Consider the following 18,710-nt stretch of genomic DNA (forward strand, 5'->3'; position numbering starts at 1 on the left):
GATGCCGCTCAGCCCGCCGCGAGTCGTCGTCATTCCGGCGCAGGCCGGAATCCATACACAGCATGCCGATGTTCCATGGGTTCCGGCCTGCGCCGGAACGACGGGCGGGGTGCGCCTTGCCCGGAGAAACGCCATGAAAAAAACCACGCTGCTCACCCTATCCCTGTCCGTCCTGCTGATGGCCGGCGCGCTGCGCCTGTATGGCAGCCACGCCGCCGAAGCGCCGGCGGCGGCCGAGGTGCCGGCGCTGGTGCACGAGGGCGAGCTGCTGACCATCCCCGCGCAGTCGCCGCTGCGGCGCGCGCTGACGGTGGCCGCCATCGATGAACAAAGCATCGCCGCGCCGTTCACGCTGCCGGCGCTGGTGGAGGCCGACCCGGGCCGGCTGGTCAAGGTGACGCCGCCGCTGGCCGGGCGCATCGTCAGCATCAACAAGCAGCTGGGCGACGCGGTCCAGGCCGGCGAGGTGCTGTTCACCCTCGACAGCGCCGACATGGCGCAGGCCGGCGCCGACCAGGCCAAGGCGCAGGCGGCGCTGGCGCTGGCGCAGCGCAATCTGGGGCGCCAGCATGAACTGGCGCAGGACGACCTCGCCGCCCGCCGCGACGTCGAACAAGCGCAGGGCGACTACGACAGTGCCGTCGCCGAAGCCACCCGCGCCGCCGCCCGCCTGGCGCAACTGGGCGCGCGCGGCGCCAATACGGCGAGCGGCCGCATCGTCGTGCGCGCGCCGATCGCCGGCCGCGTGGTCGAGCTGTCGGCGGCCGCCGGCGGCTACTGGAACGACGCCACCGCGCCGCTGATGACGGTGGCCGACCTGTCCCAAGTCTACGTCAGCGCCAGCGCGCAGGAAAAAGACCTGCCGCAGCTCTATGTCGGCCAGCAGGCCAGCGTCAAGCTGGACGCCTGGCCGCAGCCGCTCACCGGCCAGGTGCGCTACATCGGCGCGATGCTGGACGCCGACACCCGCACCATCAAGGTCCGCCTGCCGTTCGACAACCGCGACGGCCGCCTCAAGCCCGGCATGTTCGCCGAAGCCACGCTGCTGGCCAGGCCGCACAGCGGCCTGCTGGTGCCGATGGCGGCGGTGATCCAGAGCGGCTTCGCCAGCCGCGCCTTCGTCGAGGTCAAGCCATGGCAGTTCGAGGCGCGCGAGCTCAAGCTCGGCGCCCAGATCGGCGCCCAGGTCGAAGTGCTGGCCGGCCTCAAGGCCGGCGAGCGCATCGTCACCAAGGATGGAGTGCTGCTCAATGATTGAACGCCTGGTCACCCTGTGCTTCCAGCGGCGCGGCATCGTCACGCTGATCTTCCTGCTGGTGGCGCTGTACGGCGGCTACTGCTGGACGCAGCTGCCGCTGGAAGCCTACCCCGACATCGCCGACGTCACCTCGCAGGTGGTGACCCAGGTCAACGGCCTGGCCGCCGAGGAAGTCGAACAGCAGATCACCATCCCGCTCGAACGCGAGATCATGGGCACGCCCGGCATGCACGTGATGCGCTCCAAGTCCACCTTCGGCCTGTCGCTGATCACCGTGGTGTTCGAGGACGGCGCCGAAGATTACTGGTCGCGCCAGCGGCTGCAGGAACGCATCGCCGGCGTCGCGCTGCCGTACGGCGCGCAGCCATCGCTGGACGCCCTGACCTCGCCGATCGGCGAAATCTACCGCTACACGCTGGAATCGAAGACGCGCGACCTGCGCGCGCTGTCCGAGCTGCAGCGCTGGGTGGTGATCCCGCGCCTGAAGCAGGCGGCCGGCGTGGTCGATGTCGGCAACTTCGGCGGCCTGACCACGCAGTTCCTGCTCGAGTTCGACCCGGCCAAGCTGTCCAAGTACCAGCTGTCGCTGGCGCAGATCACGCAAGCCATCGCCGCCAACAACGCCAACGCCGGCGGCAGCGTGCTGACGCGCGGCGAGCAGGGCCTGGTGGTGCGCGGCGTCGGCCTGATCCACAGCCTGGACGACCTCGGCAACGTGGTGGTGGCGCAGAAGGACGGCGTGCCGGTGCTGGTCAAGGACCTCGGCAACGTCACCCTCGGCCACCAGGAACGCCACGGCGTGCTGGGCAAGGACCACCTCTCCGACACCGTGTCCGGCATCGTGCTGCTGCTGAAGAACGAGAACCCGTCGCGCGTGATCGCCAACGTCCACGCGGCGGTGGATGAGCTGAACCAGCACCTGCTGCCGAAAGACGTCAAGGTCGTGCCCTATATGGACCGCAGCACGCTGGTCGACGCCACCGTGCACACGGTCGGCAAGACGCTGATCGAAGGCGTGGTGCTGGTGACGCTGGTGATGGTGCTGTTCCTCGGCAGCCCGCGCGCGGCGCTGATCGCGGCGTCGGCGATCCCGGTGTCGCTGATGGCGGCCTTCATCCTGATGCACCACTTCAAAATCCCGGCCAACCTGCTGTCGCTGGGCGCGATCGACTTCGGCATCATCGTCGACGGCGCCATCTTCGTGCTGGAAGCGATTTTGCGCCGGCGCGAGGAGCAGCCCGCGGGCCCGCTGGCCGGCGCCGACGCGCTGCGCGCCACGCTGCAGGTGATGCGGCCGACCTGCTTTGGCATGCTGGTCATCATGATCGCCTACCTGCCGCTGTTCGCCTTCCAGCGCATCGAATACAAGCTGTTCTCGCCGATGGCCTTCGCGGTCGGCTTCGCGCTGCTGGGCGCCCTGCTGATGACCCTCATGCTGATTCCCGGCCTGGCCTACTGGGCGTTCCGCCAGCCGCGCAAAATCTTCCACAACCCGGTGCTGGGCTGGCTGATGCCGCGCTACGAGGCGCTGCTGCAACGGCTGGTGGGCCAATCGACGCTGGTGCTGGCGATCGCCGGCGCCACGCTGGCGGCAGTGATCGTGGTGGGCGGCAGCATCGGCCGCGACTTCCTGCCGTCGCTGGACGAAGGCTCGATCTGGCTGCAGGTCACGCTGCCGCCGGGGATCTCGCTGCCGAAGGCCACGCAGATGGCCGACGCGCTGCGCGCCGCCACGCTGCAGGAGCCGCAGGTGACGCACGTGGTCACGCAACTGGGCCGCAACGACGAGGGCACCGACCCGTTCACGCCGTCGCACATCGAATGCGCGGTCACCTTGCAGCCGTACGACCAGTGGCCGTCCGGCATGCGCAAGCAAGACCTGATCGACAAGCTGGCGGCGCGCTACAAGCAGCTGCCGCGCACCGACGTCGGCTTCTCGCAGCCGATGATCGACGGCGTGCTGGACAAGCTGGCCGGCGCCCACAGCGACCTGGTGGTCAAGGTCTACGGCGACGACTTCCACGCCACGCGCAAGCTGGCCAGCGCGGTCGAACACCTGCTGCGCAGCGTGCCCGGCGCGGCCGACGTCATCATCGACCAGGAACCGCCGCTGCCGCAGGTGCGCATCGACGTCGACCGCGCGGCCGCCGCCCGCCTCGGCATCAACGTGGCCGACATCATGGCGCTGATCCAGACCGGCATCGGCGGCAGCCCGGTGACGCAGGTGTACGTGGACGACCGCAGCTACGACGTCGCCGCCCGCTTCAGCGGCCCGACGCGCAACGACCCGCAGGCCATCGGCGACCTGGTGCTGAACGCCGCCAACGGCGCCCACGTGGCGCTGGCGCAGGTGGCGCACATCCGCCTGGCCGAGGGCGAAACCACCATCACGCGCGAGATGAACCGGCGCCACCTGACGGTGCGCACCAACCTGCGCGGGCGCGACTTGTCGTCCTTCCTGGCCGAGGCGCAGCGCCGCATCCAGCAGGAGATCCCGTACGACCACGCGCGCTACCAGATCACCTGGGGCGGCCAGTTCGAGAACCAGCAGCGCGCGCAGGCACGGCTGGCGGTGATCGTGCCGGCGGTGCTGGCGCTGATGCTGGTGATGCTGTTCGCGGAGTTCGGCAACCTGCGCCAGCCGGGGCTGATTTTGCTGGCGGTGCCGCTGTCGCTGCTGGGCGGCCTGGTGGCCTTGCAGCTGCGCGGCATGACGCTCAACGTGTCGTCGGCGGTCGGCTTCATCGCGCTGTTCGGCGTGTCGGTGCTGAACGCGGTGGTGATGCTGGCCAATCTGAACCGCTGGCGCACGCTGCTGCCGGACGACCTGCGCACGGCCGTCATCCACGGCGCCCGCGAGCGCGTGCGGCCGGTGCTGACCACCGCCACCGTCGCCGCGCTGGGCCTGGTGCCGGCGGCGCTGGCGCACGGCCTCGGCTCGGACGTGCAACGCCCGCTGGCCACCGTGGTGGTCGGCGGCCTGATCACCGCCACCGTGCTGACGCTGGTGCTGCTGCCGGCGCTGTACTACCTGATCGAAGCGCGCGTCGCCCGCCGCCCCGCCGCAGCCGACGATGCCAGCACCGTCGACGCCGGCCCGCGCGCCGCGCCGGAAGGAGAGCAACCATGATGAAAAGCCTGAGCATGCAACTGAGCGCCACCTTCGCCAGTGCCACGCTGGCCGCGTTGACCGCGCTGACCGCCACCGTCCGGCAGCGCGCGCGGCGTGGCGCTGTGGCGGCGCGGTCGGTCCACGCGGTGGTCGCGCGCGGCCATCTCCTCGTCCGGCTGGTGGCGCTGGCGGCGCCGTTCGCCAACGCGCCCGCCGCGCCCGTGCTGGCGGTGGCGCTGCGCCTGCTGATCGCCGTGCTGGTCACCGGCTGCGCGGCCGGCCCGGACTTCGTGCGCCCGGCCGCGCCGCCCGTCACCAGCTACACCGAGCCGGCGCAACCGGCCGACACCGCGGCCGCGATCGCCCCCAGCGCCCCGATCGCCGCCGGCGCGGCCCAGCACTACGTCGAAGGCCAGGCGGTGTCGGCGCAATGGTGGACCGTGTTCGGCTCCGAGGCGCTGAACCAGCTGGTGGCCGCCGCCCTGCAAGCCAATCCCGACCTGCAAGCCGCCGACGCCGCCCTGCGCGCCGCCAGCGAAACCGCCGCCGCCCAGCGCGGCGCCTGGTGGCCGACGGCCGACCTGCACCTGCAACCGACGCGCCAGCAGGTGGCCGGCACGCTGTCCAGCCCCACCGCCGGCGGCACCAACCTGTACACGCTGCACACCGCGCAACTGAGCATCGGCTACGCGCCCGACCTCTTCGGCGCCACCCGGCGCCAGGTGGAAGCGGCCGACGCCCAGACCGACCTGGCCCGCTACCAGCGCGCCGCCGCCCGCCTGACGCTGACCACCAGCGTGGTCAACGCCGCCATCGGCGAAGCGGCGCTGCGCGCCCAGCTGGACGCCACCGAGCAACTGGCGGCGCTGGCGCGCCAGCAACTGGACGCCGTCCGCAAGCAGCAGCAAGCCGGCCAGCTCGGCGCCGCCGACGTCGCCGCGCAGGAAGCCGCGCTGGCGCAGGCCGACGCCGCCCTGCCGCCGCTGCGCAAGCAACTGGCGCAGCAGCGCGACCTGCTGGCCGTGCTGGCCGGCCGCTACCCGAGCGAAGGCCTGGCGCAGCGCTTCCGCTTCGAGCAACTGACGCTGGCCACCGCGCTGCCACTGAGCCTGCCCGCGCAACTGGTCGAACAGCGGCCCGACATCCTCGCCGCCGAAGCCCAGCTGCACGCCGCCGCGGCGCAAGTCGGCATCGCCAGCGCCGCGCGGCTGCCCAACATCACGCTGACCGGCACGCTGGGCAGCTCGGCGCTGACGGCCGGCACGCTGTTCCAATCCGGCGCCGGCTTCTGGAGCATCGGCGCCGACCTGGCGCAGCCGCTGTTCCGTGGCGGCACGCTGCTGCACCAGCAGCGCGCGGCCGAGGCCAGCTACGACCAGGCCGCCGCGCAATACCGCGGCGTGGTGCTGACCGCGTTCCAGAACGTCGCCGACACGCTGCACGCGATCGACGCCGACGCCGAGGCGCTGCGCGCGGCCGCCGCCGCCGAGCAGGCCGCGCGCCGGAGCTGGGCCATCGCCCGGCGCCAGTGGCAGCTTGGCCAGACCGGGTATCCGCCGGTGCTGCAGGCCGGACAGGCGCTGCAGCAGGCCAGCATCGCGCTGATCCAGGCGCAGGCCAGCCGGTATGCGGATACGGTCGCGCTGTACCAGGCGCTGGGCGGCGGCTGGCGCTGACGGCACCCGCGCAACCCGCACACCGCAGCGCCAGGGACTCGGCGTCCCCGTCTGAGCCCATGGGGTCAGACCCTTTCGTTCGGGGTGCTGCTGACGCGCTGAGCGGCGCGCAGGTAGGGCGCGGTGCGGCTGGCTTTGACCCCGGCCACTTCCGCCGGCTTGCCGGCGGCAACGATGCGCCCGCCCTCCTCGCCGGCGCCCGGGCCGACGTCGATCAGCCAGTCGCTGTCCAGCAGCACCTGCACATTGTGCTCGACCACGATCACCGTATTGCCCGCCTCCACCAGCCCGTGCAACTGCCGCAGCAGCAAATCGATGTCGGCCGGATGTAGTCCGGTGGTCGGCTCGTCCAGCACGTACAGCGTGTCGCCCCGGCTGGCGCGCTGCAACTCGGTCGCCAGCTTGATGCGCTGCGCCTCGCCGCCGGACAACTCGGTCGCCGGCTGCCCCAGCCGCAGATAGCCCAGCCCCACCGCCCGCAGCACCTCCAGCGCATGGCGCAGCGGCGGCACGTCCTCGAAGAAAGCCCACGCCGCGTCCACCGTCATCGCCAGCACCTCGGCGATATTGCGCTCGCGGTAGCGCACCGCCAGCGTCTGCGGGTTGTAGCGCGCGCCGTCGCACGCGGGACATGGCGCGTACACGCTCGGCAAAAACAGCAGCTCCACCATCACAAAGCCCTCGCCCGCGCAGTGCGGACAGCGGCCCTTGGCCACATTGAACGAAAAGCGCCCGGCGTCGTAATGCCGCGCCCTGGCCGCGCGGGTGCCGGCAAACAGCTTGCGCACGTGGTCGAACAGCCCGGTGTAAGTCGCCAGGTTGGAGCGCGGCGTGCGCCCGATCGGCTTCTGGTCGACCTGCACCAGCCGCCGCAGCGACGCCATGCCGCCGGCGATGTGGCCGTGCAGCTCGCCGCTGTCGGCGCTGTCCAGCAACGCCTCGCCGCTGTCGGCCGGTTCGTCGTCCACCGGCTGCCCCAGTTGCGCGCGCACCAACTGGATCAGCGCCTGGCTCACCAGGCTGGACTTGCCGGAGCCGGACACGCCGCTGACGCTGGTCAGCACGCCGAGCGGCAAGTCGGCGTCCACGCCGCGCAGATTGTTGCGCACCACGCCGCGCAATTGCAGCCAGCCGGTTGGCGCCCGCGGCGCGCGCGCGGCGGGCGGCCGCCCGGCAAACAGATACTGCGCCGTGCGCGATTCGGCCACCGCCCGCAGGCCGGCCGGCTTGCCGCTGTAAAGCACGCGCCCGCCATGCTGGCCCGCCTGCGGCCCGACATCAACAATCCAGTCCGCGTGCCGTATCACATCCAGCGCATGCTCGACCACGAACAACGAATTGCCGGCCGCCTTCAGCCGGTCCAGCGCGCGCAGCAGCGCCTCGGTGTCGGCCGGATGCAGGCCGGCCGACGGCTCGTCCAGCACATACACCACGCCGAACAGGCTGGAACGCACCTGCGTGGCCAGCCGCAGGCGCTGCAGCTCGCCCGGCGACAGCGTCGGCGTGCCGCGCTCCAGGTGCAGATAGCCGAGGCCCAGGTCCAGCATCACCTCCAGCCGCGCCAGCAAATCGGCGGCGATGCGCTGCGTGACCACCGCCTTTTCCGCCGTCTGCTTCGCCTTGCGGCCCGGCGCCTGGCCGGCCGCGTACGGCGCCAGCAACTGCGCCAGCTGGCGCAGCGACAACCGGCTGATCTCGGTGATGTCATGCCCGGCAAAGGTCACCGCCAGCGCCTCCTGGCGCAGCCGCTTGCCCGCGCAGGTCGGGCAGGCCATGCTGACCAGGTAGCGCGCCACGCGCTTTTTCATCAGCGCGCTCTCGGTGCCGGCGAAGGTCTGCAGCACGTACTTGCGCGCGCCGGTGAACGTGCCCTGGTAGCTCGGCGTCTCCTTGCGCTTGAGCGCGCGCCGCGTCTCGGCCGGCGTCAGGCCGGCGTACACCGGCACGGTCGGCTGCTCGTCGGTGAACAGGATCCAGTCGCGGGTTTTCTTCGGCAGGTCGCGCCACGGCACGTCGACGTCATGCCCCAGCGTGACCAGGATGTCGCGCAGGTTCTGCCCATGCCACGCGGTCGGCCACGCCGCCACCGCGCGCTCGCGGATGGTCAGGCTGTCGTCCGGCACCATCGATTGTTCGGTGGCCTCGTACACGCGGCCCAGGCCATGGCACTGCGGACAGGCGCCCTGCGGCGTGTTGGGCGAGAACGACTCCGCGTACAGCAGCTCCTGCCCGGCCGGATAGTCGCCGGCCCGCGAGTACAGCATGCGCAGCGAATTCGACAAGGTGCTGACGCTGCCCACCGACGAGCGCGTGGTCGGCGTGCCGCGCTGCTGCTGCAGCGCCACCGCCGGCGGCAGGCCGTCGATGGCGTCGACCTCCGGCACCGGCATCTGGTGGAACAGGCGGCGCGCGTACGGCGACACCGACTCCAGGTAGCGCCGCTGCGCCTCGGCGTACAGCGTGCCGAACGCCAGCGACGACTTGCCCGAGCCGGACACCCCGGTGAACACCACCAGCGCGTTGCGCGGAATGTCGACGTCGACGTTCTGCAGATTGTGTTCCCGCGCGCCGCGCACGCGCACATAGCCGTCGGTATCGGGGGGCATGGTGGTTCCGGTTCCATCTGAAGGCGATAGCAACAGCATAGCCGATGTCCGGCGCCGGACTATGTACGCGGCCGCACCCACGCTTTTGCGCGCACGAGACAGTAGAACTACTGGCGCCGCGCCGGCGCCCGTGTTTGCCCTTACCATCACACTCCCGCGCTGGTCCGGCGCGCATAAAACCGATGACAGGAGACTTTAATATGGCTACTTTCACCCGGCATGTTCTGCTTGTGACACTGATGGCCGCCGGCATGGCCGGCGCGGCGCCGGTGCCGCTGCCCGCGTACAACGTCGATCCGGCGCAAACTTCGGTCTCCGGCCTGTCGTCCGGCGGCTTCATGGCAGCGCAACTGCACGTGGCCTACTCGGCCACCTTCAAGGCCGGCGCCGGCATCGTCGCCGGCGGGCCGTTCTACTGCGCCCAGGGCGCCCTGCTGACCGCCACCGGTCCGTGCATGGCCGCCAGCAGCGCCAGCAAGCCGGCCACCAGCACGCTGATCAGCACCACCGACAACTGGGCCAACCAGGGCGCCATCGACGCCACCAGCAACCTGGCCGGCGCGCGCGTCTACCTGTACTCCGGCAGCATCGACAGCACCGTCAAGCAGCTGGTGATGAACGAGGCCAACAGCTATTACCAGCACTACATCAACAGCGCCAACATCTTCTACAAGAACAACCTGGCATCCGAGCACGCCATGGTGACCGACGACTATGGCAACGGCTGCAGCGTCAAGGCCAGCCCCTACATCAACAACTGCAACTTCGACCTGGCCGGCGAGATTCTCAAGTGGATCTACGGCCCGCTGAACGCGCGCAACACCGGCACGCTGGGCGGCAGCTTCGTCGAGTTCAACCAGGCCGAATTCATCGCCAATCCGTCCAGCCACGGCATGGCGTCCAGTGGCTGGGCCTACGTGCCGGCCAGCTGCGGCGCCGGCCAGCAGTGCAGAATCCACGTGGTGCTGCACGGCTGCCAGCAGGACCCGACCAAGATCCAGGACAAGTACTACCGCAACACCGGCTACAACCGCTGGGCCGATACCAACAACATCATCCTGTTGTACCCGCAGACCGCGCCCAGCAGCAGCGGCAATCCGAACGGCTGCTGGGACTGGTGGGGCTACGATGACGCCAACTACGCGAAGAAAAGCGGCCGGCAGATGGCGGCCATCAAGGGCATGGTGGACCGCGCGGCCAGCGGCGGCACGGGCGGCGGTGGCGGTGGCGGCGGCGCGCTGCCGGCGCCGTCGGGCCTGCAGGTGGCCGGCGTGACCACGTCCACCGTGACGCTGGCGTGGAACGGCGTCAGCGGCGCGGCCGGCTACGACGTCTATCGCGGCGGCACCAAGGTCAACGGCGCGCCGGTCGGCGCCACCACCTATACCGACAGCGGCCTGGCGGCCGGCACCGCCTACAGCTACGCCATCCGCGCGCTGGACGCCAACGGCGCCGCCGGTGCGGCCTCGGCCAGCGTGACCGCCACCACCGCGTCATCCGGCTACGTCTGCACCACCAGCATCGCCAGCAACTATGCGCACGTCACGGCCGGCCGCGCGGTCTACAGCGGCGGCTACGCGCTGGCCAAGGGCTCCAACCAGAACATGGGGCTGTACAACGTGTTCATCACCACCACGCTGGCGCAGACCAGCGCCGGCTACTACGTCATCGGCAACTGCCCGTGATGGGCGAACGGCGTGCTGGCGTTGGCGTGCCAGCCGCATTGCGTCTTGCTGACGGCGATCAGCCCGGTGTGGGCGCCGGGCGGCACCAGGCCAATGCCCTGGCGCAGCGCGGCATGCAAGTCCATGCCGGCTGCGATCCAGTGATAGACCGTGATGGCCAGCATGGTGCGGATGATGTACTCGCCGATGCCGGTGGCCGCCACCGCGCCCGCCGGCCCGGCGTAAAAGCCGCAGCCGACCAGCGGCGTGTCACCCACGCGGCCCAGCAACGACGGCGCCGAGCCGCCGGTGGAGCCCGCCACGGCGAAGTGGCCGTGGGCGTCGCGCACCACGGCGCCGACAGTGTCGCAGCCATGGCTGCCGAAGGTGGGCGCGCCGGCGTAGTTCCAGTAGCGGGCAAATTCCTGGTTGTCGACGCCGGCCATCGGCTGCTCGCCGGTCGCCATCTTCGCCAGCAGCGCCGCGTGTTGTGCGCGCTGGTGGTCGGTGATGACGTCATACGGGCCGTGGCCCATCATGCGGGCGAAGCGCTGCGCGCCCTCGCCTGCCAGCAGGTAGTGCGGCGTGCGCGCCACGTCGCGCGCCACCAGGATCGGATTTTTCACCGAGCGCAGCGCCGCCACGGCGGCCAGCGTGCCGTGCGTGTCCATCAGCGCGGCGTCCATTTCCACCGTCTGGCCGTCCAGGCCCAGCGCCGCGCCGGTGCCGGCGTTGAAGCGGCCATCGTCCTCCAGCGCCAGCACGGCGGCGATGGCCGCGTCCAGCGCGCCGCCGCCGTCCGCCAGGCGGCGCGCGCCGGCGTCGGCGGCGGCCTGGCAGCCGTCACGCAACGCGGCGCCGGCGCCAGCGCCGCCATGCACCACCAGCGCCGCCGTCATGCCGCCAGCCGCTGCGCCACCGCCGGCATGGCCGGCCGCAACGCCTCGATCAGGGTCTTGAGCGAGGCGCCGCAACCGCACACCAGCACATCGCCCGGCTTGCACATGCCGAGGCCAAAGCGGATGGCGCGCTGCGCGTCCAGCTTGCAATGCAGGCGGCCACGGGCGTTGGCGCTGCGCACGCCGCAGGTCAGCAGCCGCGCCGTGTCGCCCAGCGCGCGGCCGCGGTTGTCCGCCTCGTAGATCACCAGGTCATCGAAGCCGGCGCCGCAGATGGCGCCCACCTGCAGCAGGTCCTCGTTGCGGCGGTCGCCCGGCGCCGACACCACGCCGACCACGTGGCCGGACGCCAGCCCGCGCGCGCGCCGCGCCAGCGCCGCGTAGGCCGGGCCGCTGCGGGCATCATCGATAATGACCTTGATGCCGTCGATGTCCAGCAGGCGCAGCCGCAGCGCCATGCAGCGCCCGTGCCGCATGACCGGACCACGCCAGTTGATGATTTTCATGGGGGAAGGCCTCCACTGTGCACGCAATGGCCCGATTATCGGCAGTTCAGCCGGCCGGCGGCATCGGGACGCATGCTGTGTTTGCGTAAGACAAAGCTTACGCGAGGCCATTAATGTTTGACGTCGGGCACGCACGCGGTGATGACCGCGTAGGCCACGCGGGCATCGTCGGCCAGCACGTCGAACGGCAGCGGGCGCGCCTGCCAGCCGTGGAAATCCGGCGCGTCACGCCGCGCGGCGGTGTCGTCCGGCAGCAGCATGCTCCAGTGGGTGAACACGCGGCGCCGCGCCGGCCCCTGCATCACCACCCGCACGCGCGCGTGCAGCGCGTTGTCGCGGATGCGCGCGAACGTCGCCAGCACCGCGTCGCGCTCGCCCTCCAGCATCTGCATGAAGCGCTCGTTCTCGTACAGCAGGCAGCCGGTGATGCCGGCCTCGCCGTTGTTGACGCGGGTGCGCTGCAGCAGCTTGCCCAGCTGCGTCGGCGACAGCGGCGTCACCGCTTCGCTGACGTACAGCAGGAAATACAGGCCGGCGCCGCGCGGCGGCTCCAGCTGCGCGGCCTGGCGCGCCATCGCCGCCACCAGCTCGGCGGCCGGCATCGGCCGATAGAAATAATAGCCCTGGATCAGGTCGCAGCCGTAGCTGCACAACTCCAGTTGCTGGGCCGCCGTCTCGACGCCCTCGGCCACCAGCTTGAGGCCAAGCGCGCGGCCCAGGCCGATCACCGCCTGCACCACCGCCCGGCTCTCGCCGCTGCCGGCGATGTCCGTGATGAAGGAGCGGTCGATCTTCAGCACGTCCACCGGCAACCGCGCCAGCTGGCCCAGCGACGAATAGCCGGTGCCGAAATCGTCCATCGCCAGCCGCAGGCCCATGGCGGCGAAGCGCGCCAGCACGCGCAGCTTGGCGTCGATGTCGGCCATCAGCACGCTCTCGGTGATTTCCACCAGCAGGCGGCGCGGATCGGCGCCGGTGTCGCGCAGGATGGCGGCAAAGCTGTCGGCCAGTGCCGGATCGTCCAGCTGGCGCACCGACAGGTTGAGCGACACGTACGGCGCCGCCGCGCCCCAGCGCGCGTGCCAGTCGCGCTCGGCCAGGCAGGCCTGGCGGAACACCCAGGCGCCGATGGCGACGATGGCGCCGCTGGTTTCGGCGATCGGGATGAACTCGGCCGGCGACACCTCGCCCTGGCGCGGGAACCAGCGCAGCAGCAGCTCGGCGCCGACGATGCGGCCGCTGGCGGCGTCGACGATGGGCTGGAAGCGTGGCGCCAGCTCGTCGCGCGCCAGCGCCAGTTGCAGGCCGTGCGCCAGGTCCATGCGCTGCAGCGCGCGCTGGTGGACCTGCGGATCGAAGAACTGCCAGCCGTTGCCGCCGGCCGCGCGCGCGGCCTGCACGGCGGCAGCGGCGAAACGCAGCAGCGCGTCGCCATCCGCGTCGGCGTCGGCACCGGCGCTGGCCAGGCCGATGCTGGCGGTGACCATGGCGCTGGCGCCGTCGATGTCCAGCGGCGCCTGCACCGCCAGCTGGATGCGCTCGGCCAGCGCGGCCAGCGCCGCTGGCGCCGTCACCTGCTCGCAGATGATGGCGAATTCGTCGGCGCCCAGCCGCGCCACCAGTTCGCCGGCGCGCGCCAGGTGCAGCAGGCGGGCGCCGACGGCGCGCAGCAGCGCGTCGCCGCCATCCTGGCCGTGGCAGTCATTGACCGCCTGAAAACCGTCGAGGTCGACCAGCACCAGCGCCACCTGGGTGCCGCTGCGCGCGGCGCGCTGCAGGGCCGAACGCAGCCCCTCGCGAAAGGCGGCGCGGTCGGCCAGTCCGGTCAATGCGTCCAACGTGCTCATTTGGCAAACTCTGTCATGGTCATGTGAACCACAAGTATAAAGGTTGGGCAAAAACAATGCTTTTCTGAACACGCGGCTAGCCGGCGTCGGTCACACAGCGGAAGCCCAGCGTGGCGGCGCGGTCGCGGCCCGGCGCCATCAGCAGCAGCTTGCCATGCTGATCGTTCCGGTACGCCGCCGGGAAGTACCAGATCGAGCCCTGCGGACGATAAGAACTGCCGCCGCGCAGGATGGCAAAGCGGGTGTGGGCGTCGCTGTACTCGTCGGTCCACTGCCAGACGTTGCCCACCAGGTCCTGCACGCCGAACGGGCTGGCGCCCGCCGGGTGGGCGTCGACATCGTCCGGCGGCGCCACCAGCCGGCCGCTGGCCTGGCGCGGCACGGCATCGGCGCGCCAGGCGTCGCCCCACGGGTAGACGCGGCCATCGCCGCCGCTGGCGGCGTACTGCCACTCCCATTCGCGCGGCAGGCGCTTGCCGGCCCAGGCCGCGTAGGCGCGGGCATCCTCCAGGCTGACCCAGGTCACCGGCTTGTTGCCCCAGCCGTCGGGATAGCTGCCGTGGCGCCAGTGCTTGAGGAAGTTGGCGTCGTCGGCCGGATGGTAGTGCGTGGCGTCGAGGAAGGCCTTGAACTGGGCGTTGGTGACCGGGTAGCGGTCGATGTAGAAGCGCCGCATGTCCATGCTGCGCTGGTGGAAGCGGCGCGCGCCCTGTTCCCACGGATACTGCACATCGACGCCGACGCTGTTGCCGCCCTCGATGGCCAGCCCGCGCACGGAAAAGTCGAAGCGGCCGGCCGGAATCTCGACCATGCCCGGCGGCGCGCTGGCGGCCGGCGCGGTGGCAGCAACCGGCGTCACCGTCTGCGGCAGCGCGGCCCACTCGGCCGACCAGTCGCGCAGCGGCCTGGCGGTCAGCGCGCGCATCGTGTCCAGCGCGCGCTGTTCTGGCGCGCCTTGCGTCATCAGCACCGCGCCGTAGCCGCGCGCCTCGATCGGGAACGACAGCAGCACGCCGTCGCCGTCGCGCGCGGGCGTCAGCTCGACGCCGTGCCAGGCGTCAAAGTAGCGCGCGCCGGGCTGGTACGGCACCCGCAGCTGGACGCCGTCGCTGTCGTATTCATTGCGGTTGACGATGGTCCACAGCGTGCCCTCGGCCAGCGGCCAGCGGCTGGTGTACACGCCGTACTGGCGCGCCGGATAGTGCGGCTCCCATTCCGGGCTGACCAGGAAGCGCGCGTACAGCCGCTCCAGCGTGGCAACGCGGCGCGTGGCCTCGCCGTCGCGCGGCGTGATGCCGTTCCAGATGCCCCAGATGTTTTCCCAGCTCTCCCAGCCGACGCCGTTGAAGAAGGCGAATTGCAGGTCGTCGGTCTTGCCGCGGTTCCAGCGGTCCGAAATATTGACCATGTGGCGCGGCTCCAGCCACTTGTAGCGGTCCACGGTCGGCGCGAACGGGAAGGTGTATTGGCCCCAGGTCATCAGGTTCCACGCCAGCGCCTCGTCGGACGGCAGGCCTTCCGGCTGGAACACCAGCGGATGGCCGGCCTGGTCAGCCGCCAGCGTGAAGGCCAGCGGCACGCCGTCCTGGGTGTCGCCATTGATGCCGTCGGCGCCGATCTCCTTCATCAGCGCTGCCAGTTCGTCCGGCCACGAACGCTCGATCGCGCGCGTGCCCTGGTCCCACAACATCATCGGGAACAGCACGCGTACGCCGCGCCGGTGGAAATCGGCCACCATCTTTTTCACGCCCGGGATGCCGCCGGGCAGCGCGCGCACCAGGTCGATGGTGTTGCGGTCGTCGAGGCCGATGTTCGGGTAGGTCGGCCACACCAGCACCGCGTCGATGCCGCCGAAGCGCTGGATCAAATCGTCGAGATAGCGGTCCACCGTGTACTGGCGCGTGGCCGGATCGTAGACATAGCGGTCCTCGACCATCATCTGCGCCTGCATGAAACTGGATTGCGTCCACGCCGCCGCAGGCCGCGCATAGCGGCTGCCGTCGTAGCCGACGCGGATGCGGCGCTCGTCGCGCCAGCGGCGCAGGTCCTGCAGCCACTCCTGGTGGTCGGCCCCGGTACACGGCTGCCATGGGCCTTCCCACGGCTGGTTCATGGCGGCGCAGGCCGGCGCCGGAATCGCCAGCTGCGTGTACGAGCCGTGCGGCACATAGCGCGTATCCTGCGCGCGCGCCGACGGCGCCAGCGCCGCGGCCAACATCATGGCCAGCAAGACTTTCAAACGAGGCAACTTCATGCGGCGATATCCTTAAAAACCAGCAAATTTTTCCAATCTAACTCATCCAGGCGGATTACACTAGGCAGGTTTGCCATTTTATCCAGAACCATGCCATGAAAACCCGTCTGACCGCCCTGGCCCTGTCGCTGCTGCTGGGAGGCGTTTGCCAGCACAGCGCGCTGGCCGCCGACGCGCCCAAATACAGCCTGCGCGAGCACTACACCAAGTACGAATTCAATATCCCGATGCGCGACGGCGTCAAGCTGTTCACCGTGGTCTACGTGCCCAAGGACGCCAGCAAGACCTATCCGTTCCTGATGCAGCGCACGCCGTACAGCGCCGGCGTCCAGTCCGGCGGCGAGCTGCACTATGGCGAGGACTACTACCCCGAGCACATCGGGCCGTCGCAGGAGTTCGAGGACAGCGGCTACATCTTCGTCAAGCAGGACGTGCGCGGCCGCTACATGTCGGAGGGTAAATGGCAGGAGGCCACGCCGCACGTCAACCCGCACCGCGCCAAGGGCGAGGGCAACGAGAGCGAGGACATGCACGACACCGTCGACTGGCTGCTGAAGAACGTGGCCAACAACAACGGCAAGGTCGGCATCCTCGGCATCTCGTATCCGGGTTTCTACACCTCGGCCAGCATCATCGATTCGCACCCGGCCATCAAGGCCGCCTCGCCGCAGGCGCCGGTGACCGACCTGTACATGAACGACGACTCCTACCACGGCGGCGCCTTCATGCTGGCGGCCAACTTCGACTTCTACTCGGCCTTCGTCGAGGCCGACAACCCGACGCCGCTGCCGAAGACCTGGAGCCGCTTCGACTACGGCACCGCCGACGGCTACGAGTTCTTCCTCAAGCACCTGACGCTGTCCAACATCACCGCCACGCTGACGCCCAAGCAGCAGGCGCTGCTGCTGCCGACCATCCAGCACGACACCTACGACGCGTTCTGGCAGTCGCGCAACATCGCCGCCCACCTGAAGAACATCAAGGCCGCCGTGCTGACCGTCGGCGGCTGGTACGACGCCGAGGACCTGCAAGGCCCGCTGACCACCTACGCCAGCATCAAGCGCAACAACCCGACCATTTACAGCGGCCTGGTGATGGGGCCGTGGGTGCACGGCGGCTGGGCGCGCGGCGACGGCAAGCGCCTGGGCTACGTCAACTTCGACAGCAAGACCAGCGAATACTTCCGCAGCAAGATCCAGTTCCCGTTCTTCGAGCAGCACCTGAAGGGCGTGGCCAACAAGAATACCGCCGAGGTCTACGCGTTTGAGACCGGCAGCAACATCTGGCGCAACTACGCCGCCTGGCCGCCCAAGCAGGCGCAGGCGCGCACGCTGTACCTGGGCGACCACGGCACGCTGAGCTGGAAGCAGCCGGCCGCCGGCGCCCCGTACGACGAATACGTGGCCGACCCGCGCAAGCCGGTGCCGTTCACCGCGTATCCGGCCAACGGCGCGCCGAAGGAGTACATGGTCGGCGACCAGCGCTTCGCGTCCACCCGGCCGGACGTGCTGACCTATCGCAGCGAGCCGCTGGAGGAAGACGTCACCCTGGCCGGCCCGGTCAAGCCCAGGCTGTTCGTCTCCACCACCGGCACCGACGCCGACTGGGTGGTCAAGCTGATCGACGTCTACCCGCCCGAGTACCCGGCCAGCGACGACGGCGACGAGCGCCCGCGCGGCGGCGACGTCGGCAAGCCGCAGGTGACCCTGGCCGGCTTCCAGCAACTGGTGCGCGGCGACCCGCTGCGCGGCAAATTCCGCAACGGTTTCGACAAGCCGCAGCCCTTCACGCCGGGCAAGGTGGAAAGTGTCAACTACAGCATGAGCGACATCAACCACACCTTCCGCCGCGGCCACCGCATCATGGTGCAGATCCAGAGCTCGTGGTTCCCGCTGGTCGACCTGAACCCGCAGACCTTCGTCAGCATCCCGACCGCCAAGCCGGAGGACTTCCAGAAGGCCACCCAGCGCGTCTACCACGCGCCGGCGATGTACTCGGGGATCGAGGTGCAGGTGCTGCCGGCCAAGCCCTGAGGCACCGCCGGGATCAGAAGAAACGCGACAGGCTGCGCGCCAGTTTCTGGTACGCGTCCAGATCCTCATCGAGGAAACGGCTCAGCGCGGCAACGCGCGGGTCGTCGCGGTCGGTGGCCAGCAGGAATTCCTCCAGCCACCGGACAACGTCATCGAGGTGTTCCCGGACGTAGCTCAGGTCGTCGCGGATCGCCTCGGTATCGCGCGGCAACTCCTCCCTGCCATCGGGGCCGTCTTCAAACATCGCCTGGAAATACGGACGAAAGGCCTCCGGGATCTCGTCCAGCGAGCACAGCTTGCGGTTGGCGACCTGACGCTGCACGCGAACATAGGCCACTGTCTCGGCGTCGATTACGCCGCCGTCCGGCAGATAGCCCAGCTCTTCAAAGAACTGCTCCGCCGAGTCGAGCTCCCCCGTCAACTCGTCGACCAGCGACACCAATTGCTCCAGATGTGCCCAGTCGCGCGCTGGCGCGCTCAGCAGTTTCTCTGACAACGCCTCGAACTCATTCCGCGCGTCGTAATATGCTTCCAGCTCCCGGTTGGCGGCCTCCAACGCCGCGTCAGTGATGTCCATTCCCGTCCTTTCGATCGATGGCTCTATCGTAATGCAATTTAGCAATGTCGTCATCATGGCAACACCTCGGCGCACGCCATGCCGCCGGCGGTGCGGTACAGGCGCCAGGCGCGGCGCTCGTGCAATTGCTGCGCCAGCGCCTCGGCGCCGGCCAGCGACAGGCTGAACCGGGTTTTCAGCAACACGACGGGACAGGCCAGCAGCGGGCCGGAAAGCTGGCATTGCGTCGCCACGAACGCGGCCGCCAAGTCGGGTAATTGAAGTGTGCTCATGGCAAC

The 18,710-nt window shown here is 70.1% G+C and carries 12 protein-coding genes; 5 read left to right on the forward strand and 7 right to left on the reverse strand.

Annotation, left to right across the window (positions count from 1 at the left end):
* The first annotated feature begins 133 nt into the window (after nt 1–133).
* Genes FHW58_RS09430 through FHW58_RS09440 form a run of 3 tightly spaced genes read left to right on the forward strand, consistent with a single transcriptional unit; the run spans nt 134 to nt 6,046 of the window.
* Nucleotides 134–1,258 (forward strand): efflux RND transporter periplasmic adaptor subunit, encoded by a 1,125-nt coding sequence (locus FHW58_RS09430; RefSeq protein ID WP_179672763.1) that lies wholly within the window; start codon nt 134–136, stop codon nt 1,256–1,258.
* On the forward strand, nt 1,251–4,388 hold the full coding sequence (locus tag FHW58_RS09435; RefSeq protein WP_179672764.1) for an efflux RND transporter permease subunit: 3,138 nt from the start codon (nt 1,251–1,253) through the stop codon (nt 4,386–4,388). Before FHW58_RS09430 ends, FHW58_RS09435 begins: the two co-directional genes overlap by 8 nt.
* Nucleotides 4,385–6,046, forward strand: a complete 1,662-nt coding sequence (locus FHW58_RS09440) for an efflux transporter outer membrane subunit (RefSeq protein ID WP_229265104.1) — start codon at nt 4,385–4,387, stop codon at nt 6,044–6,046. The genes FHW58_RS09435 and FHW58_RS09440 overlap by 4 nt, the downstream gene beginning before the upstream one ends.
* 65 nt (nt 6,047–6,111) lie before the next feature.
* Here the strand turns inward: FHW58_RS09440 and FHW58_RS09445 are convergent, their stop codons facing one another.
* Nucleotides 6,112–8,652 carry an excinuclease ABC subunit UvrA gene (locus FHW58_RS09445; protein ID WP_179672765.1) on the reverse strand — a complete coding sequence of 847 codons (2,541 nt, stop codon included), beginning with the start codon at nt 8,650–8,652 and terminating at the stop codon, nt 6,112–6,114.
* A gap of 200 nt (nt 8,653–8,852) precedes the next feature.
* Between FHW58_RS09445 and FHW58_RS09450 the strand changes: the two genes are divergently transcribed.
* Entirely contained in the window at nt 8,853–10,337 is a 1,485-nt protein-coding gene (locus FHW58_RS09450; RefSeq protein ID WP_229265105.1) for a fibronectin type III domain-containing protein, read from the forward strand.
* Here the strand turns inward: FHW58_RS09450 and FHW58_RS09455 are convergent.
* From FHW58_RS09455 to FHW58_RS09470, 4 genes are all read right to left on the reverse strand, one after another.
* Nucleotides 10,313–11,215 (reverse strand): isoaspartyl peptidase/L-asparaginase, encoded by a 903-nt coding sequence (locus FHW58_RS09455; protein ID WP_179672767.1) that lies wholly within the window; start codon nt 11,213–11,215, stop codon nt 10,313–10,315. The two genes, FHW58_RS09450 and FHW58_RS09455, sit on opposite strands and share 25 nt — an antisense overlap.
* The gene (locus FHW58_RS09460) at nt 11,212–11,721 is read right to left on the reverse strand and encodes a glutamate ligase domain-containing protein (protein ID WP_179672768.1); all 510 of its coding nucleotides are present in this window, start codon (nt 11,719–11,721) and stop codon (nt 11,212–11,214) included. The genes FHW58_RS09455 and FHW58_RS09460 overlap by 4 nt, the downstream gene beginning before the upstream one ends.
* A gap of 110 nt (nt 11,722–11,831) precedes the next feature.
* Nucleotides 11,832–13,568, reverse strand: a complete 1,737-nt coding sequence (locus FHW58_RS09465; protein ID WP_179672769.1) for an EAL domain-containing protein — start codon at nt 13,566–13,568, stop codon at nt 11,832–11,834.
* A gap of 76 nt (nt 13,569–13,644) precedes the next feature.
* Nucleotides 13,645–15,822, reverse strand: a complete 2,178-nt coding sequence (locus FHW58_RS09470) for an SUMF1/EgtB/PvdO family nonheme iron enzyme (RefSeq protein ID WP_229265106.1) — start codon at nt 15,820–15,822, stop codon at nt 13,645–13,647.
* A 95-nt stretch (nt 15,823–15,917) separates the two neighbouring features.
* On the opposite strand from FHW58_RS09470, the gene FHW58_RS09475 reads away from it, so the two are divergent.
* Nucleotides 15,918–17,855, forward strand: a complete 1,938-nt coding sequence (locus FHW58_RS09475; RefSeq protein WP_179672770.1) for a CocE/NonD family hydrolase — start codon at nt 15,918–15,920, stop codon at nt 17,853–17,855.
* A gap of 13 nt (nt 17,856–17,868) precedes the next feature.
* Here the strand turns inward: FHW58_RS09475 and FHW58_RS09480 are convergent, their stop codons facing one another.
* Nucleotides 17,869–18,432: a hypothetical protein gene (locus FHW58_RS09480; RefSeq protein ID WP_179672771.1), complete on the reverse strand. Its 564-nt coding sequence runs from the start codon at nt 18,430–18,432 to the stop codon at nt 17,869–17,871.
* 53 nt (nt 18,433–18,485) lie between these two features.
* Nucleotides 18,486–18,704 (reverse strand): hypothetical protein, encoded by a 219-nt coding sequence (locus FHW58_RS09485; RefSeq protein ID WP_179672772.1) that lies wholly within the window; start codon nt 18,702–18,704, stop codon nt 18,486–18,488.
* Nucleotides 18,705–18,710: the final 6 nt, after the last annotated feature.

This window comes from Duganella sp. 1224 (assembly GCF_013408245.1).
GTDB lineage: Bacteria > Pseudomonadota > Gammaproteobacteria > Burkholderiales > Burkholderiaceae_D > Rugamonas.

Excerpts from the sequence above, each read along its gene's own strand:
- FHW58_RS09430 (WP_179672763.1), top strand. The coding sequence starts at position 134 with ATGAAAAAAACCACGCTGCTCACCCTATCCCTGTCCGTCCTGCTGATG.
- FHW58_RS09435 (WP_179672764.1), top strand. The coding sequence starts at position 1,251 with ATGATTGAACGCCTGGTCACCCTGTGCTTCCAGCGGCGCGGCATCGTC.
- FHW58_RS09440 (WP_229265104.1), top strand. The coding sequence starts at position 4,385 with ATGATGAAAAGCCTGAGCATGCAACTGAGCGCCACCTTCGCCAGTGCC.
- FHW58_RS09445 (WP_179672765.1), bottom strand. The coding sequence starts at position 8,652 with ATGCCCCCCGATACCGACGGCTATGTGCGCGTGCGCGGCGCGCGGGAA.
- FHW58_RS09450 (WP_229265105.1), top strand. The coding sequence starts at position 8,853 with ATGGCTACTTTCACCCGGCATGTTCTGCTTGTGACACTGATGGCCGCC.
- FHW58_RS09455 (WP_179672767.1), bottom strand. The coding sequence starts at position 11,215 with ATGACGGCGGCGCTGGTGGTGCATGGCGGCGCTGGCGCCGGCGCCGCG.
- FHW58_RS09460 (WP_179672768.1), bottom strand. The coding sequence starts at position 11,721 with ATGAAAATCATCAACTGGCGTGGTCCGGTCATGCGGCACGGGCGCTGC.
- FHW58_RS09465 (WP_179672769.1), bottom strand. The coding sequence starts at position 13,568 with ATGAGCACGTTGGACGCATTGACCGGACTGGCCGACCGCGCCGCCTTT.
- FHW58_RS09470 (WP_229265106.1), bottom strand. The coding sequence starts at position 15,822 with ATGAAGTTGCCTCGTTTGAAAGTCTTGCTGGCCATGATGTTGGCCGCG.
- FHW58_RS09475 (WP_179672770.1), top strand. The coding sequence starts at position 15,918 with ATGAAAACCCGTCTGACCGCCCTGGCCCTGTCGCTGCTGCTGGGAGGC.
- FHW58_RS09480 (WP_179672771.1), bottom strand. The coding sequence starts at position 18,432 with ATGGACATCACTGACGCGGCGTTGGAGGCCGCCAACCGGGAGCTGGAA.
- FHW58_RS09485 (WP_179672772.1), bottom strand. The coding sequence starts at position 18,704 with ATGAGCACACTTCAATTACCCGACTTGGCGGCCGCGTTCGTGGCGACG.